13 protein-coding genes are annotated in these 14,015 nt (G+C 74.4%); 6 read left to right on the top strand and 7 right to left on the bottom strand.

Annotation, left to right across the window (positions count from 1 at the left end; translation table 11 throughout):
- Positions 1-8: 8 nt before the first annotated feature.
- Positions 9-287, bottom strand: coding sequence for a PspA-associated protein PspAA (gene pspAA, locus ACZ514_RS25775; RefSeq protein WP_469125778.1), 279 nt, complete (start codon positions 285-287; stop codon positions 9-11).
- Positions 288-301: 14 nt separating this feature from the next.
- The gene (locus ACZ514_RS25770; protein WP_468174319.1) at positions 302-1,096 is read right to left on the bottom strand and encodes a PspA/IM30 family protein; all 795 of its coding nucleotides are present in this window, start codon (positions 1,094-1,096) and stop codon (positions 302-304) included.
- 266 nt (positions 1,097-1,362) lie between these two features.
- Here ACZ514_RS25770 and ACZ514_RS25765 point away from each other — a divergent pair, with 266 nt between their 5' ends.
- Together ACZ514_RS25765 and ACZ514_RS25760 are read left to right on the top strand one after the other, a co-directional pair.
- Positions 1,363-1,971, top strand: coding sequence for a DUF3043 domain-containing protein (locus ACZ514_RS25765; RefSeq protein WP_468174321.1), 609 nt, complete (start codon positions 1,363-1,365; stop codon positions 1,969-1,971).
- 62 nt (positions 1,972-2,033) lie between these two features.
- Positions 2,034-2,792 carry a methyltransferase domain-containing protein gene (locus ACZ514_RS25760; RefSeq protein WP_468699632.1) on the top strand — a complete coding sequence of 253 codons (759 nt, stop codon included), beginning with the start codon at positions 2,034-2,036 and terminating at the stop codon, positions 2,790-2,792.
- Positions 2,793-2,888: 96 nt separating this feature from the next.
- Here the strand turns inward: ACZ514_RS25760 and ACZ514_RS25755 are convergent, their stop codons facing one another.
- Positions 2,889-3,098, bottom strand: a complete 210-nt coding sequence (locus ACZ514_RS25755) for a hypothetical protein (RefSeq protein ID WP_388935669.1) — start codon at positions 3,096-3,098, stop codon at positions 2,889-2,891.
- Between the two features lie 103 nt (positions 3,099-3,201).
- On the opposite strand from ACZ514_RS25755, the gene ACZ514_RS25750 reads away from it, so the two are divergent.
- The 4 genes from ACZ514_RS25750 to ACZ514_RS25735 all read left to right on the top strand — a co-directional run bounded on the left by ACZ514_RS25750 (position 3,202) and on the right by ACZ514_RS25735 (position 9,075).
- Positions 3,202-4,416, top strand: coding sequence for a bifunctional adenosylcobinamide kinase/adenosylcobinamide-phosphate guanylyltransferase (locus tag ACZ514_RS25750; RefSeq protein WP_469125777.1), 1,215 nt, complete (start codon positions 3,202-3,204; stop codon positions 4,414-4,416).
- A 55-nt stretch (positions 4,417-4,471) separates the two neighbouring features.
- Positions 4,472-5,539: a nicotinate-nucleotide--dimethylbenzimidazole phosphoribosyltransferase gene (gene cobT, locus ACZ514_RS25745; protein ID WP_469125776.1), complete on the top strand. Its 1,068-nt coding sequence runs from the start codon at positions 4,472-4,474 to the stop codon at positions 5,537-5,539.
- A gap of 82 nt (positions 5,540-5,621) precedes the next feature.
- Entirely contained in the window at positions 5,622-7,505 is a 1,884-nt protein-coding gene (locus tag ACZ514_RS25740) for a phosphatidylglycerol lysyltransferase domain-containing protein (RefSeq protein ID WP_468174327.1), read from the top strand.
- Positions 7,506-7,887: 382 nt separating this feature from the next.
- Positions 7,888-9,075: a sensor histidine kinase gene (locus tag ACZ514_RS25735; protein ID WP_468699633.1), complete on the top strand. Its 1,188-nt coding sequence runs from the start codon at positions 7,888-7,890 to the stop codon at positions 9,073-9,075.
- Between the two features lie 251 nt (positions 9,076-9,326).
- Here the strand turns inward: ACZ514_RS25735 and ACZ514_RS25730 are convergent, their stop codons facing one another.
- From ACZ514_RS25730 to pelF, 4 genes are read right to left on the bottom strand one after another with little or no spacing between them, the layout of a single operon-like run.
- Positions 9,327-10,148 (bottom strand): endo alpha-1,4 polygalactosaminidase, encoded by an 822-nt coding sequence (locus ACZ514_RS25730; protein ID WP_468174329.1) that lies wholly within the window; start codon positions 10,146-10,148, stop codon positions 9,327-9,329.
- On the bottom strand, positions 10,145-10,798 hold the full coding sequence (locus ACZ514_RS25725) for a spherulation-specific family 4 protein (protein ID WP_468174331.1): 654 nt from the start codon (positions 10,796-10,798) through the stop codon (positions 10,145-10,147). The genes ACZ514_RS25730 and ACZ514_RS25725 overlap by 4 nt, the downstream gene beginning before the upstream one ends.
- 47 nt (positions 10,799-10,845) lie before the next feature.
- Entirely contained in the window at positions 10,846-12,429 is a 1,584-nt protein-coding gene (locus ACZ514_RS25720) for a hypothetical protein (RefSeq protein ID WP_469125775.1), read from the bottom strand.
- Positions 12,426-13,955, bottom strand: a complete 1,530-nt coding sequence (gene pelF / locus ACZ514_RS25715) for a GT4 family glycosyltransferase PelF (protein WP_468174335.1) — start codon at positions 13,953-13,955, stop codon at positions 12,426-12,428. Before pelF ends, ACZ514_RS25720 begins: the two co-directional genes overlap by 4 nt.
- Positions 13,956-14,015: the final 60 nt, after the last annotated feature.

Genomic DNA, 14,015 nt, shown 5'->3' with positions numbered 1-14,015 from the left:
GGGCCGGCTCAGCCCGGGATGAGGCCGTCGTCGCCGAGCATCTGCCGGACCTCCTCGAGCGTGGCCCCGGGTGCGGGCAGGATCAGCTCGGAGGGCTCCAGCGCCTCGTCGGGCAGCGGGCTGCCGAGGTGCCGGACGGCGTCGAGCAGCGCCCCCAGCGTGCGCCGGAAGCCCTCCTCGTCGCCGCCCTCCATCTCCCGGAGGAGCTCGTCGTCCAGCTTGTCGAGCTCGGCGAGGTGACGGTCGGCCAGCCTGAGCTGGCCCTCCCCCATGATGCGGACGATCATGACGGGCCCCTGTCCTACTGCTTGTCGAACCGGTGCGGGCTCTGCTGCGGCTGGCCGGTGCCCGGGGCGCCGCCCTCCAGGGCCTGCTGCTGGGCGGACGGCCCCCCTGCCAGCTCGGCCTTCATCCGCTGGAGCTCCAGCTCGACGTCGGTGCCGCCGGAGAGGCGGTCGAGCTCGGCCTGGATGTCGTCCTTGGAGCCCAGGCCGCTCTGGTCGTCCAGGGCGCCGGAGGCCAGCAGCTCGTCGATCGCGCCGGCGCGGGCCTGGAGCTGCGCGGTCTTGTCCTCGGCCCGCTGGATGGCCAGACCGACGTCGCTCATCTCCTCCGAGATGCCGGAGAAGGACTCCGCGATGCGGGTCTGCGCCTGGGCGGCCGTGTAGGTGGCCTTGATGGTCTCCTTCTTCGTACGGAAGGCGTCCACCTTGGCCTGGAGGCGCTGCGAGGCCAGCGTCAGCTTCTCCTCCTCGCCCTGGAGGGTCTGGTGCTGCACCTCCAGGTCGCTGACCTGCTGCTGGAGGGAGGCGCGGCGGGAGAGGGCCTCCCGGGCCAGGTCCTCACGGCCCAGGGCGAGGGCCTTGCGGCCCTGGTCCTCCAGCTTGGCGGACTGGCTCTGGAGCTGGTTCAGCTGCAGTTCCAGGCGCTTGCGGGAGGTCGCCACGTCGGCGACGCCGCGGCGCACCTTCTGCAGCAGCTCCAGCTGCTTCTGGTACGAGTAGTCGAGGGTCTCGCGCGGGTCCTCGGCCCGGTCCAGGGCCTTGTTCGCCTTCGCGCGGAAGATCATCCCCATACGCTTCATGACACCGCTCATGGGCTTCGCGCGCCCCCTTCTAGACGGACTGTGCTCCAGGTCACCGACAGGACCCACAGTACGGGCCCTGTCTCCATTACCGCACTGTTCGAGTACGGATGCGCTCCTCCTCCAGGACGAGTACCCCCGCCGCCGCGTCAGGCGTGAGGAGTAGGTGATCCCCGAGGTCCGGCACCGCGACCGCGAGAGGTGCGTACTCGGTAGACGCCCGCCGTTGCCGGATCGTTCCCCGCCGGGGTGGGGACGGTGGCCCCGACCACGTACGCTTGGGTTTTGTGTTTGGTAGCCGCTCCTCCAAGGAAGAGAAGGCCTCCGCCACCGACAAGGTGAGCGCCGGACCTTCGCAGCCCCGTGACCCGCAGGCCCCGAAGGGCCGCCCGACGCCGAAGCGTGCTGTGGCCCAGTCGCAGCGCAAGGCCGTCGTGGCCTCGACCGGCAACCGCAAGGAGGACGCCAAGCGAGCCCGCGAGCGCCGCCGGGAAGAGATGGTCAGGCAGCGCGAGGCGCTGGCCAACGGCGACGAGCGCTATCTGCCCGTCCGTGACAAGGGGCCGGTGCGCCGGTTCGTCCGCGACTTCGTGGACTCCCGTTTCTCGGTCGCGGAGATGTTCCTGCCGCTGGCCGTGATCATCCTCGTCCTGAGCATGATCCGGGTCCCGTCCATCCAGAACATCGCGCTGATGCTGTGGCTCGGCGTGATCGTCCTGATCGTCCTCGACTCCATCGGCCTGTGGCTCCGGCTGCGGAAGGCGCTCAACGAGCGCTTCCCGGACGAGCCGCGCCGCGGCGCCGTCGCGTACGGCCTGATGCGCACCCTCCAGATGCGTCGCCTGCGCCTGCCCAAGCCGCAGGTCAAGCGCGGAGAGCGGCCCTGACCGGAGCGGCGCCCGGAGCACCGGGGGCATCGTCGGGGGAGGGCTTCTCCGAGGGAGCCCGGCTGTGGCTGGAGGGCCTGGGGGGACTGCGCAACGCCGTCCGCCAGGAACTCGTCGGCCGGCAGGTCGAGGAACAGATCACGCACCGCTTCCCGGTGGGGCAGCGGCTGCGGGTCCTCGACGTCGGCATGGGCCAGGGCACCCAGGCGCTGCGCCTGGCCCGGGCGGGACACCGTGTCACCGGCCTGGAGCAGGACGCCGCCATGCTGGCCGTCGCGCACGCCGCGCTGGCCGCGGAACCCGCCGGGATCCGCGACCGGGTCGAGCTGGTGGAGGGCGACGGCCGGGAGACCGGCGCGCACTTCGAGCCGGGCAGCTTCGACGTGGTGCTGTGCCACGGCGTGCTGATGTACGTGTCCGAACCCGACGCGATGCTCGCCGGACTGGCCCGGATGCTGGCCCCCGGCGGCCTGCTGTCCCTGCTGGTGCGCAACGGCGACGCGCTCGCCCTGCGGCCCGGACTGTCGGGCGACTGGGCGGGGGCGCTGGCCGCCTTCGACACCGTCGACTACACGAACCGGCTCGGCCTGCGGGTACGGGCCGACCGGCTGGCCGACCTCACGGCCACCCTGTCGGGGATCGGCGCGCCGCTGCACACCTGGTACGGGGTGCGGGTCTTCACCGACGGCACCGAGGCCGCCGCGGAACTCCCGCCGGACGAGGAACTGGAGCGCCTGCTGGCCGCCGAGGAGCGGGCCGGCCGCACCGACCCCTACCGCGCGGTCGCCGCGCTGCTGCACCTGTGCGGGGTCCGGGGCTGACGCTGCTCCGTCGCGCCCGTACGCCACCGAGTACGCCGGAACCCCGGGTCTCCCACCCGGGGTTCCGGCGTTTCCCGGGGCGGGCCCCGCCGGGGCTCAGGCCTCCGTGGCCGCCCGCAGGCTCATCGGGTAGATCTCCGTACCGTCCTCGAACAGGGTCACCCGTTCCGCCCCGCCGTCCAGGAGCTCCTTCCAGACCTCCCCGATCCAGGACTCCGCGTCCCCCTGCGTGGTGAACTCCTCCGGCTCCACCGCCGGGGCCACCTCACTGCCGTCGGCCGCCTCGAACCGCCACGTCCACGCCATGTCCGCCTCCGTTGCTCGTCCGCGATCTCACGCTTCTCGCCTTGAGTGTGCCCGCAGAGTAGCCGGGCGCGCACCACTACCGGCGACGCGGGAGGATCTCTGTGTGGAACTCACTCTGCTCGGCACCGGTACCCCTGAAGGACTGCCCCGCCCCGGCTGTCCCTGCGCCGCCTGCGCGGTCTCCGTGGGCACCCGGGCCCGCGGCGCGACCTCCGTCCTCGTCGACGGGGCGCTGCTGCTCGACCTGATCCCCGGGGCGGTGCTGGCCGGTGCCCGCGCGGGGCATTCCCTGGCCGGCGTACGGCAGGTGCTGCTGACGCACCCGCACGACGGGCCGGCCGTGGAACTGCCGCCCGGGCTGCCCGCCGCCGGGCGGGTCCCCGACGGGCGGGAGCTCGCGGTGATCAGCGGGCACCGGGTGCGGGCGGTGCCGATGGACGCGCCGGGCACCGGGTACGAGGTCACCGGCCCCGACGGCGGCCGGCTGCTGTACCTCCCGCCGGGCGGGGCCCCGGCCGGCACCGACCCGGGAGCCGCGCACGGCCCGTACGACCTGGTCCTCGCGGACGTGCTCGGCCGGCCGGAGGCCCTGGCCCGGCTGCGGGCGAGCGGCGCCGTGGGCCCGGCCACCGATGTGATCGCCGTGCACCTGGACCACGACACCCCGCCCGGCCCGGAACTGGAGCGCCGGTGCGCGGCGGCCGGGGCCCGCGCGGTGCCGGACGGCACCACGGTGGTGGCCGGGGAGTACCGCGCGGTGCCGGACGTGCCGCGCCGCACCCTGGTACTGGGCGGGGCCCGCTCCGGGAAGTCCCTCGAGGCGGAGCGGCGGCTGGCCGCCTTCCCCGAGGTGCTGTACGTCGCAACCGGCGGCACCCGCGACGGTGACGCGGAGTGGGCCCAGCGGGTCGGCCTGCACCGGGAACGGCGCCCGGCGACCTGGCGGACGGTGGAGACCTGCGAACTGGTGCCGCTGCTGGAGCAGGCGGGCCCGCCCCTGCTGATCGACTGCCTGGCGCTGTGGCTCACCGACGCCATGGACCGGGCCGGGGCGTGGGACGACGCCGTGTGGGCCGCCGAGGACCGCAAGCGGCTGCGCGCGCGGGCCGACGAGCTGGTGGCGGCCCTCCGCGCGAGCCGCCGGCCGGTGGTGCTGGTGAGCAACGAGGTGGGGGCCGGGGTGGTCCCGGCGACCGCGTCGGGGCGGCGGTTCCGCGACGAGCTGGGCCGCCTCAACAGCGCGGTGGCGGGCGAGTGCGAACACGTCCTGCTGGTGGTCGCGGGGCAGGCGCTCGTCCTCAAGGCACAACCGGGGTGAAGCCGAGCCGGTACACCCCCCGGGGGAGGGTCCGGACGGCTGTAATCTCTGGCAGATGACCACGCTGAATCTCGACGACTTCTCCGATCTGATCGAACGCCCCGACGGGGGCGTCCGGCGTGACGCCGAGGAGCGCCGTGAGCGGCTGGCCGTGCCGCCCGGTGCCCTGGGCCGGCTCGACGAGCTGGCCGAATGGCTGGCCGCCGCGCAGGGCCGGGTACCGGTCAGGCCGATCGAGCGGCCGCGCGTCGTCCTGTTCGCCGCCGACCACGGGATCGCCGCCCAGGGCGTCTCCGCCCGGCCCGCGGGCAGCGCCCACGAGCTGGTGCGCGCTGTGCTCGACGGCACCAGCCCGGTGTCCGTGCTGGCCGGCCGGTACGGCGCGGGCGTGCGCGTCGTGGACGCGGGCCTGGACTGCGACCCCGGGCTGCTGCCCGAGGACGTGGTACGGCACCGCGTACGGCGCGGCAGCGGCCGCATCGACGTCGAGGACGCGCTGACGGCCGAGGAGGCCGAGGACGCGCTGCGCCTCGGGATCCAGATCGCCGACGAGGAGGCCGACTCCGGTACGGACCTCGTCGTCCTCGGCGACCTGAGCGTGGGCGGGACGACGGTGGCGGCCACTCTGGTGGCCGCGCTCTGCGGGACGGACGCGTCCGTGGTCACCGGCCGCGGCGGCCTGCCGATCGACGACCTCGCCTGGATGCGCAAGTGCGCCGCCATCCGCGACTCGCTGCGCCGGGCCCGCCCGGTGCTCGGCGACCAGCTGGCGCTGCTCGCCGCGGTGGGCGGCGCGGACGTCGCCGCGATCACCGGCTTCCTGCTCCAGAGCGCGGTGCGCCGTACGCCGGTCATCCTCGACGGGGTCGTCTCGGCGGCCTGCGGGCTGGTGGCCCAGCGGGCCGCCTTCCGCGCCCCCGACTGGTGGCTGGCCGGCCAGTCCAGCGGGGAACCGGGCCAGGCGAAGGCCCTGGACCGGATGGCACTCAACCCGGTGCTCGACCACGGCGTCACCGTAGGGGAGGGAACCGGGGCGCTGCTGGCGCTCCCCCTGGTCCAGGCGGCCGCCGCGCTCGCGGCGGAACTCCCGGAGAGGGCCGCCGCGGAACAGCCGACGGACTGAGACACCGGGCACTACGGGCCTGACCAGTCCGCAGTGCTCGCACTGCACTGCGGACCGGTGACGCCCCATATCATCGCTTTTCATGGGAGAGGTCCGCTTGACCAGCGCAGAAACCGACCGGAGCCCGCTTCAGGCTTCCGGCAAGGGTTCCAACAACAAGAAGGAGCAAGGAGGGGAAACGGCCGCGAAGCCGGAGAGCCGCAGGGGCACCCCCGGGTCGCGGCGCGGTGCCGCCTTCGCGGTCTGGTACCTGCGGGCCGTCACCTTCGTGAACTTCCTCAGCGCGGTGTGGCTCTCGCTCGGCCAGGACCTGCGCCGGCACAACACCGCCGATTTCTACACCCCGTACCTGCTGACGGCCGGCTTCGCCTCCGGCCTGTTCTCCCTGCTGCTCGCGGTCACCATGGGCCGCCGCAAGCGGGCCGCGTGGATCCTGAACCTGGTGGTCAGCGGCATGCTGCTGCTGGCCTTCGCGGTCGCCGCCTTCGCGCCCTGCACGGGCGGCGAACTCAACATGTGCTACCCGGAGTTCCGCCAGCACGCGCAGAACTGGGTGTCGCTCGCCCTCACCGCGGCCTTCGTCGTCGCCCTGCTGCTGGGCCGCCACGAGTTCTACGCGAAGGGCGACCGCTCCAACCCGAAGCTCGCCACCGCCGTGGCCGCCGTCGGCCTGCTGGTCACCTCGCTGATCGCCGCCCTGCTGGTCGGCGCCACCAACACCGACGCCGAACGGGCCGACGCCACCTTCCTCGCGCGCTGGCGGTACGGCGTGATGCGGCTGATCACGCTCGCGCCCGACGACAAGGCCTACCGCGCGATCACCACGCCCGCCTGGGTGGACGTGTTCATCAACGTGATGTCGATGCTGCTGCTGCTCGCCGTCCTGTTCGCGGCCTTCCGCTCGCGGCGGGCCGTCGACCCCCTCACCCCCGAGGACGAGGAGCGGCTGCGGGCACTGCTCGCCAAGCAGGGCGACCGCGACTCGCTCGGCTACTTCGCCCTGCGCCGCGAGAAGTCCGTGATCTGGTCCCCGACCGGCAAGGCCGCCGTCACCTACCGCGTCGTCGGCGGGGTCTCGCTGGCCTCCGGCGACCCCATCGGCGACCCCGAGGCCTGGCCCGGCGCGATCGAGCCGTGGCTGGCCGAGGCCCGCGAGCACGGCTGGGTGCCGGCCGTGATGGGCGCCAGCGAGGAGGCCGGGCAGATCTACGCCCGGCACGGCCTGGACGCCCTGGAACTGGGCGACGAGGCCATCGTGGAGACCGACGAGTTCACCCTGGAGGGCCGCGCCATGCGCACCGTCCGCCAGGCCTACAACCGGGTCAAGCGGGCCGGCTACACCGTCCGCATCCGCCGCCACGCCGACATCCCGGCCGAGGAGATGGCCGTGCTCCTGGAGCGGGCCGACGACTGGCGCGACGGCGCGACCGAACGCGGCTTCTCCATGGCGCTCGGCCGGCTCGGCGACCCGGACGACGGTCAGTGCGTGATGCTGGAGTGCACCGACGGCAACGGCGACCTGCGCGCCGTGCTGTCGTTCGTGCCCTGGGGCCCCAAGGGCCTGTCCCTGGACCTGATGCGCCGTGACCGGGACTCCGAGAACGGCCTGATGGAGTTCATGGTGATCGAGCTGCTGGAACGCTCCAAGGAGATCGGCGTCACGCAGGTGTCGCTCAACTTCGCGATGTTCCGTTCCGTGTTCGAGCGGGGGTCCCGGCTCGGCGCGGGTCCGGTGCTGCGCATGTGGCGCTCGCTGCTGAGCTTCTTCTCCCGCTGGTGGCAGATCGAGTCCCTCTACCGGGCCAACGCGAAGTACCGCCCGATCTGGGAGCCGCGGTTCATGCTCTTCGAGAAGAGTTCGGACCTCCTGCGGATCGGCATCGCGGCGGGTCGGGCGGAGGGCTTCCTGGAGGCACCCGGTCTGCCCAAGTGGCTGCACCGCAAACACCTGGAGACGATTCGCTGACGTCACGGACGGAGGTCGGGCAGTCCGCCCGCCACGAGTGGGGCACCTGCTGCGGTCCGTGCGGGACGCACTCGTCCGCGACGGGCGGCGATCCGCCCCGATGACCCTCGGGGCGGTCTGCCCGACCTCCGTCTTCCCCATCGTGCAGACCACGCCCCGGGGGTACCAGCCGGTCCAGGACCTCGGCTCCCGGCGGCCATCGCCGCCGTCATGGCGGTGTGCGTGGTCCGCGCCGCGTGGGGGCCTGCCCGCTCCCGGGCCCCGCTGGGCCGGCGGCCGTCGTCGTCGCCCGCTCCCCCTGGACCCGCACGGCTCTCGTACGAGCCCGTACCGTGTCCGGGTGACGACAGACCTCGGGCCCCTCGCCCCCACCCGGCAGTGGATGCGGGCCTATCCGCTCGCCACCGACGGCCTGCTCGCCTTCGGGGCGCTGGTCTCCATGGTCGTCGGCTCCTTCGCCGATCCGCACGGGCCGCACGGCCCCACCTTCGGCACGCGCACGCCCGAGCCGTTCTCCCTGCTGCTGATGCTCCTCGGCGCGGCCGCCCTCGTGCTGCGGCGCCAACGGCCGCGTACGGTACTGGCCGTCACCTGCGGACTGTCGCTGCTGGAGCTGATCAGCGGCGATCCCCGGGCACCCGTCGCCATGAGCGCGGTGATCGCCCTGTACACCGTCGCCGCGCTCACCGACCGGCCCACCACCTGGCGGACCGGGCTGCTGACGATGGCCGGCCTCACCGCGGTGGCGATGCTGGCCGGGCCGATGCCCTGGTACGCGCAGGAGAACATCGGCATCTTCGCCTGGACCGGGATGGCCGCGGCCGCCGGGGACGCGGTACGCAGCCGGCGGGCCTTCGTCGACGCCATCCGGGAGCGGGCCGAACGGGCCGAACGGACCCGTGAGGAGGAGGCCCGGCGGCGGGTCGCCGAGGAACGGCTGCGGATCGCCCGGGACCTGCACGACGTGGTGGCCCACCACATCGCCCTGGTCAACGTCCAGGCGGGGGTGGCCGCGCACGTCATGGACAAGCGGCCCGACCAGGCGAAGGAAGCCCTGGCCCACGTACGGGACGCCAGCCGCTCGGCACTGAACGAGCTCCGCGCCACCGTCGGGCTGCTGCGGCAGTCCGGCGACCCGGAGGCGCCGACGGAACCCGCGCCGGGACTGGCCGTACTGGACGAACTGCTGAACACCTTCCGGCACGCGGGGCTGCCGGTGACGGCGACCGTCCAGCTCGGCACCGGCACCGGCACCGGCACCGCGCCGCTGCCGGCGGCGGCGGACCTGGCGGCGTACCGGGTGATCCAGGAGGCGCTGACCAACGTGCGCAAGCACGCGGGCCCGGGCGCACGGGCCGAGGTGAGCGTGGTGCAGGTCGGGGACTCGGTGGAGGTGACGGTACTGGACGACGGGGGCGACTCGGCGGACTCGGCGCCCCGCCAGAGCGACCCGGGCGGCGGCCACGGCCTGCTCGGCATGCGCGAACGCGCCGGCGCCCTGGGCGGCTCCTGCTTCGCGGGCCCCCGCTACGGCGGCGGCTTCCGCGTCCACGCGATCCTGCCGGTGTGAGCGCGGAGTCGCGGCGCGGGACGACCACCGACGGCTCGGGCCCCGCACCCCCGTGCGCGGTGCCCGGACCGGGCCGGGGGTTTCCCGTCAGTCCCCTCGTCCTCCCGGGGCGGGCCGGGCGTCTCAGCCATGACACTCGAATGTCGGGCATCGGCCCGCCGGGCATCGCGCGCCGCTGAAGACCCGGCCCGGGGCCACCTTGGCGGGACCGGAGCGCACGGCGCGTGAGGGGAGACGGCCCCGCCAGGGCGTCAGCACGACTTGCGCCACGGGCCCAGTTCGTACTTCTTCTGCACCGAGCTGAGCTTCAGGCGGCGGGACTGCTTGCAGAAGCGGGACGTGGGGAGTTCGTACTCCGCGTGGAAGACGGCCTTGCCCGCGTCGATGAAGGGGGTCAGCTCCTCGCACTCGTCGTACTCGGCGCACTGCTCGTTGACCGCGAAGTCGTAGACGCCGACGAGCTGCGGGATCTGGTCGAGGTCGTTCTTGAGGCCGACCGCCAGGCCCCGGTCGTGGGCGAGCTTCGCGACGAGGCGGTTGAACGCCAGTTGGTCCTCGGCGGTGAGGGGGAAGCCGGAGTCGTTGCGGTAGGCGTCCATGTTGTCCGGCTCCACGGCGTCGAAGCCCTTGTCGCGGCACATGTCGAAGCGCTTGGCCATCAGCGGTTCCAGCTCGGCGGTGCGGCGGATGTCGAGCCAGCGCTCGCCCTCCCAGCCGTTGCCCTTGCCGAGCGCCGACTCCGGGAAGTCGTCCTTGTCCGGGCGGAAGTCCTCCCAGGCTCCGGCGGAGATGTAGCAGACGGTGCGGCGGCCTTCGGCCTTCAGGGCCGCCACCTGCTCCTTGGTGGTGTTGAACCCGTCGACGTCGTACACCGGCACGTCCACCGAGGTGTCCAGCTCGCCGCTGAGCTGCCACTGCCACGGCGTGCCGGGGCGGGGCTGCCAGCGCTCGCCGGGCGCCTGGGAGGGCCAGGGGCCGGGGCCCCGGTCGTCGTCCGGTTCGGCGGTGCAGGCGGTGAGCAGCAGCAGCGCGGCCGTGCAGGCCGCGGCCGCGGCGGTGCCGAAACGCTTCATCCGGCGGCCTCCAGGGCGTGCGGGAGGGTCCCCCACGGGTGCGCTCCCGTGCCGGGGACCGCGCAGTGCACCCCCGCGTGGCGCTCGGCCGCGAGCTGGGCGGCGGGCGCGTTCGGCGGGACCGCGTACACGAGGTGGCAGAACCGCTGGGCGGGATGCTCGGCGGTCCACGGCGGCGGGGCTGCGGCCGGGTCGCGGTAGGCGTCCCAGGGGCCCTCGAAGGTGACGAGCAGGTCGGCGAGCCGGGCGTACCCGGGGTGCGGGTGGACGCCGTGGTTCAGGACGAGCGTACGGGCCCCCGCCGCCCGCGCCGCGACGGCGAGCCGCCCGTAGTGCGGCAGCGATTCCGGGTCGGCGGCGGCCTGGTCGAGGAAGACGCCGTCGGCCCCGTACCAGTCGCGGTGGCGCAGCAGGTCCCGGACGACGGCGGCGTGCGGGCGCCTGCCGTAGTCGGTGTCGGTGTAGCCGAGGACGGGCACGCCCGCGTCCCGGAGGCGGGCGGAGACGGCCGCGAACCGTTCGTCGGGGGCCTCGCCGGGCCCGCTGTCGGGGTTGAGCACCACCGAGTGCAGCTGTCCGGCGGAGCGGATGAGCCGCTCCCAGTCCTCGGGCCGGTCGGCGGGGTGCTCGTAGAGCGGCACCAGCAGCATGGGGTCCTTCGTCTTCTCGTACGGGCGGTCGGGCGGACGGGAGGGGCTCAGCGGTGGGCCGTCGCCCGGCCGAGGAGCAGGCAGACCAGCACGGCCAGGGCCGCCGCGGCGGTGCCCGCGACGACGACCTGGACCAGGCGGGCCTGTCCCGTACCGGTGAGCAGGGCCAGGCTCTGGACGAAGGCCGCCCCGGCGCAGACCACGGCGGCGGGCCGGACCGCGCCGAAGGACTGCAGGAGCAGCCCGGTCCACATCACGGCGCCGAGCAGCAGCAGGGTGGCGACGCGGAGCCCGGTGAGGCCGGGGGCGTCCGGCCACAGCAGGGTCCCGGTGACGCCCAGGGCGAGCAGCACCGCCAGGTACAGGACGAGGCACCGGGCCAGCGTGCGGAGCATGCGGCGGCGGAACGCCCGGGGCGAGCGGGCCGCCCGCAGCCCGGCGAGGCTGCCGCTGCGGAAGCGGTGGAGCAGCCATTCGGCGGGGCCCATGCTGAGGGTGAGGGCCACCGCGGAGGGGGCGGCGACCGCCTCGGCGGGGCCCCCGCCGAGCACCTCCCCCAGCGCGGCGTACAGCACCAGCAGGCCGGTGCCGAGGCCGAAGACCCCGTAGGGCACCGAGTCGCCGACGCGGGGCCCGCGGCGGGCGTGGTCCTCCTCGGCGCCGCGCAGCATCCGCCAGCGCACGGGGCCGCGTTCGCCCGGGCGGCGCTCCGCCCAGCGGTGGATCCTGCGCACGCCGGCCCGTACGCCCCGCGCCAGCGGCAGTTGCCGCAGGGCGAGGGCGCACGCGGCCAGCAGGGACACCGCGAGCAGGATGACGCGTACCGGTACGGGCAGGCCGGTGGAGAGCGCGAGGACCGCCCCGGCGGCCATGGGGGCGAGCGCCGCCAGCAGGACCCGCTCGCGGCCCAGCACCAGCAGCACGGTGGCGGCGCCGACGTACAGGGCCTGCCCGGCGGCGAAGGCGTACGAGAACGGCGGCCCGCCGGGGACGGCGAAGGCGGCGGCGGTGCCGAGCAGCGCCCCGGCGGGGGCTCCGACGAGGAGGGTCCGGCCGGCGGCGGCGCGGTCGCCGAGGCCGAGCCAGGAGTAGGCGCGGTGGGACAGGCTCTGGTCCCAGACCCAGCCGATGAGGGCTCCGGCGAGCAGGGTCAGGGTGCCGGCGGGCAGTCCGAGCCGGTCGGGCGGGCCCTCCAGCAGGGGTGCGGCGAGGACGTAGGCGAGGCCGGGCAGGGCGAAGATCAGGCCGCGCAGCAGGCAGGCGGTGAGGGGGACCTTCCAGGGGTCGGGGAGCCGGTCGGGCTCGGGGAAGGAGCGGGGGACGCGGGCGTAGAGCTCCTCGGCGAGGGCGAAGGAGTCCTGGCGGCCGTAGGTGAGCCGGATGTGCTCGTCGGTCATCCCGTCGGATTCGAGGACGGCGGCGATCTCGTCGGGGTGGACGGCGGCGGCCACGAACACGTCCATGCGGCGGGCGAGTTCGTCCATGGGGTCGGCGGCCGGCAGCTCGGGCCCGCCGGGGCGGGGCCGGGGCAGGTCGGGCAGGGTGTCGGTGCGGCCGGCGGGGGCCGGGCGGCCGACGTGGACCCAGGACCCTTCCGGTCCGGGCGGCTTGAGCCAGAGGGATCCGCTCACCAGGTGCTCCCGTCGGCCGCGAGTTCCTTGTTCCAGGGGTCGTTGCACCAGGGGTCGGCGAGCCGCTGGGTCCAGTCGTCGCCCGCGCGGACGGGCGGCACGGGCTGGCCCGCGAGTTCGCGGTAGATGTGCCGGAAGCCGTCCACGGACTGGTGGAGGGTGAACTTCTCGACGACCCTCTTGCGGGACATCCGGCCCAGTTCGGCGCGGCGTCCGTCGTCGCGGAGCAGGGCGAGGGTGGCGCGGGCCATGGTCTCGGGCTCGCGGGGCGGGACGACCAGGCCGGTGTCGCCGACGGCCTCGCGGACGCCTCCGACGTCGGTGGAGACGGTGGTGCGGCCGCAGGACATGGCTTCGATGATGCTGAAGGGGAAGCCCTCGCTGATGCTGGAGAGCATGACGACGGAGCCGGCCGCGTAGGCCTCGGCGACCTGGTCGATGCGGCCCTCGTACGTGATGCCGTCGCCGACGCCGAGATCGGCGGCGAGTTTCTCCAGGCGCAGCCGGTAGTCCTCGCAGCCGGCCGGGACCGGGCCGAAGAGGCGCAGGCGCAGGGCGGGCAGTTCCTCGCGCATGAACGCGTAGGCGCGGATCAGGGTTTCGAGGTCCTTGATCGGGTCGATGCGGCCGCACCAGCTGAGGGTGGGCACCTCCGGCTCGGGGCCGGCCTCGGGGAAGGCGTGCGGGTCGACGCCGTTGTAGACGGTGCGGATGCGCTCGGAGTCGGCGCCGCCGCGTTCCTCCCAGCGGCGGTTGTACTGGTTGCACGGTGTGATCAGGTCGGCCTGCCGGTAGCCCTCGGAGTTCAGCTCGCGGTAGAAGCCGAGCATCAGGGCCTTGACGGGCCAGCGCTGGGCGGCGCTGCGGTAGCCGAGGTAGCGCTCGCGCAGGTAGATGCCGTGCTCGGTGAGGAGGAAGGGGACTCCGTCCAGGCGTTTGGCGGCGAGGGCGGGGAGGGTGGCGAGGCCGCTGCTGACGGCGTGGGCGACGGAGTCGGGCGGGATGCGCACCGCCAGCGGGCGCAGGGCGTGTTCCAGCAGGTCGGTGGCGGTGAGCGCGTCGTGGATGGTGGGTTCGGCGGCGGCGGTGAGCAGGCCGGGGCGGGTCCACACGGCCATCAGCAGGCGCAGTACCGATTCGGAGCGCAGGGCCGGCGCGAGGCGGCCGGCGCGGGCGAGGCGGGCCAGTTCGGCCAGGGCCTCGGAGAAGCCGCCGTGCCCGGGGTCGAGCAGGGAGAGCAGGAGGTTCTCGTAGGTTTCGGTGAAGCGGCGGCGGGCCCTGCCCCGCAGGGCCGAGCGGCGGGTCCGGCCGGGCGTCGGGCCCCAGAGCGGGACGGCGGTGTGCCGGTAGACGTTGCGCGGCAGTTCCCAGGTGACCGGCTCGCGTCCGGAGCCGGTCAGGGCTATGACGTTGAAGTCGACCTCCGGCATGCCGCGTACCAGTTGGTCGCACCAGGTGCTGACGCCCCCGTGGACGTGCGGGTAGGTGCCTTCGGTGAGCATGGTGACATGGCGCCCATGGCTCATGCGGTGTGTCCCCCCAGGACGGAAAAGGGGCCGGCGCCCGTGGGTGGTTCGCGGAGCGCC

Source organism: Streptomyces sp. NPDC034086 (assembly GCF_055575515.1).
This window is presented reverse-complemented; position numbering and strand designations above follow the sequence as displayed.

Bases quoted from the DNA above. Each gene is read 5' to 3' on its own strand.
- ACZ514_RS25725 (WP_468174331.1), bottom strand. From the start codon at position 10,798: ATGCTGCTGGTGCCGCTCTACGAGCACCCCGCCGACCGGCCCGAGGAC.
- ACZ514_RS25730 (WP_468174329.1), bottom strand. From the start codon at position 10,148: ATGAAGCGTTTCGGCACCGCCGCGGCCGCGGCCTGCACGGCCGCGCTG.
- pelF (WP_468174335.1), bottom strand. From the start codon at position 13,955: ATGAGCCATGGGCGCCATGTCACCATGCTCACCGAAGGCACCTACCCG.
- ACZ514_RS25740 (WP_468174327.1), top strand. From the start codon at position 5,622: ATGGGAGAGGTCCGCTTGACCAGCGCAGAAACCGACCGGAGCCCGCTT.
- ACZ514_RS25770 (WP_468174319.1), bottom strand. From the start codon at position 1,096: ATGAGCGGTGTCATGAAGCGTATGGGGATGATCTTCCGCGCGAAGGCG.
- pspAA (WP_469125778.1), bottom strand. From the start codon at position 287: ATGATCGTCCGCATCATGGGGGAGGGCCAGCTCAGGCTGGCCGACCGT.
- ACZ514_RS25735 (WP_468699633.1), top strand. From the start codon at position 7,888: ATGCGGGCCTATCCGCTCGCCACCGACGGCCTGCTCGCCTTCGGGGCG.
- cobT (WP_469125776.1), top strand. From the start codon at position 4,472: ATGACCACGCTGAATCTCGACGACTTCTCCGATCTGATCGAACGCCCC.
- ACZ514_RS25755 (WP_388935669.1), bottom strand. From the start codon at position 3,098: ATGGCGTGGACGTGGCGGTTCGAGGCGGCCGACGGCAGTGAGGTGGCC.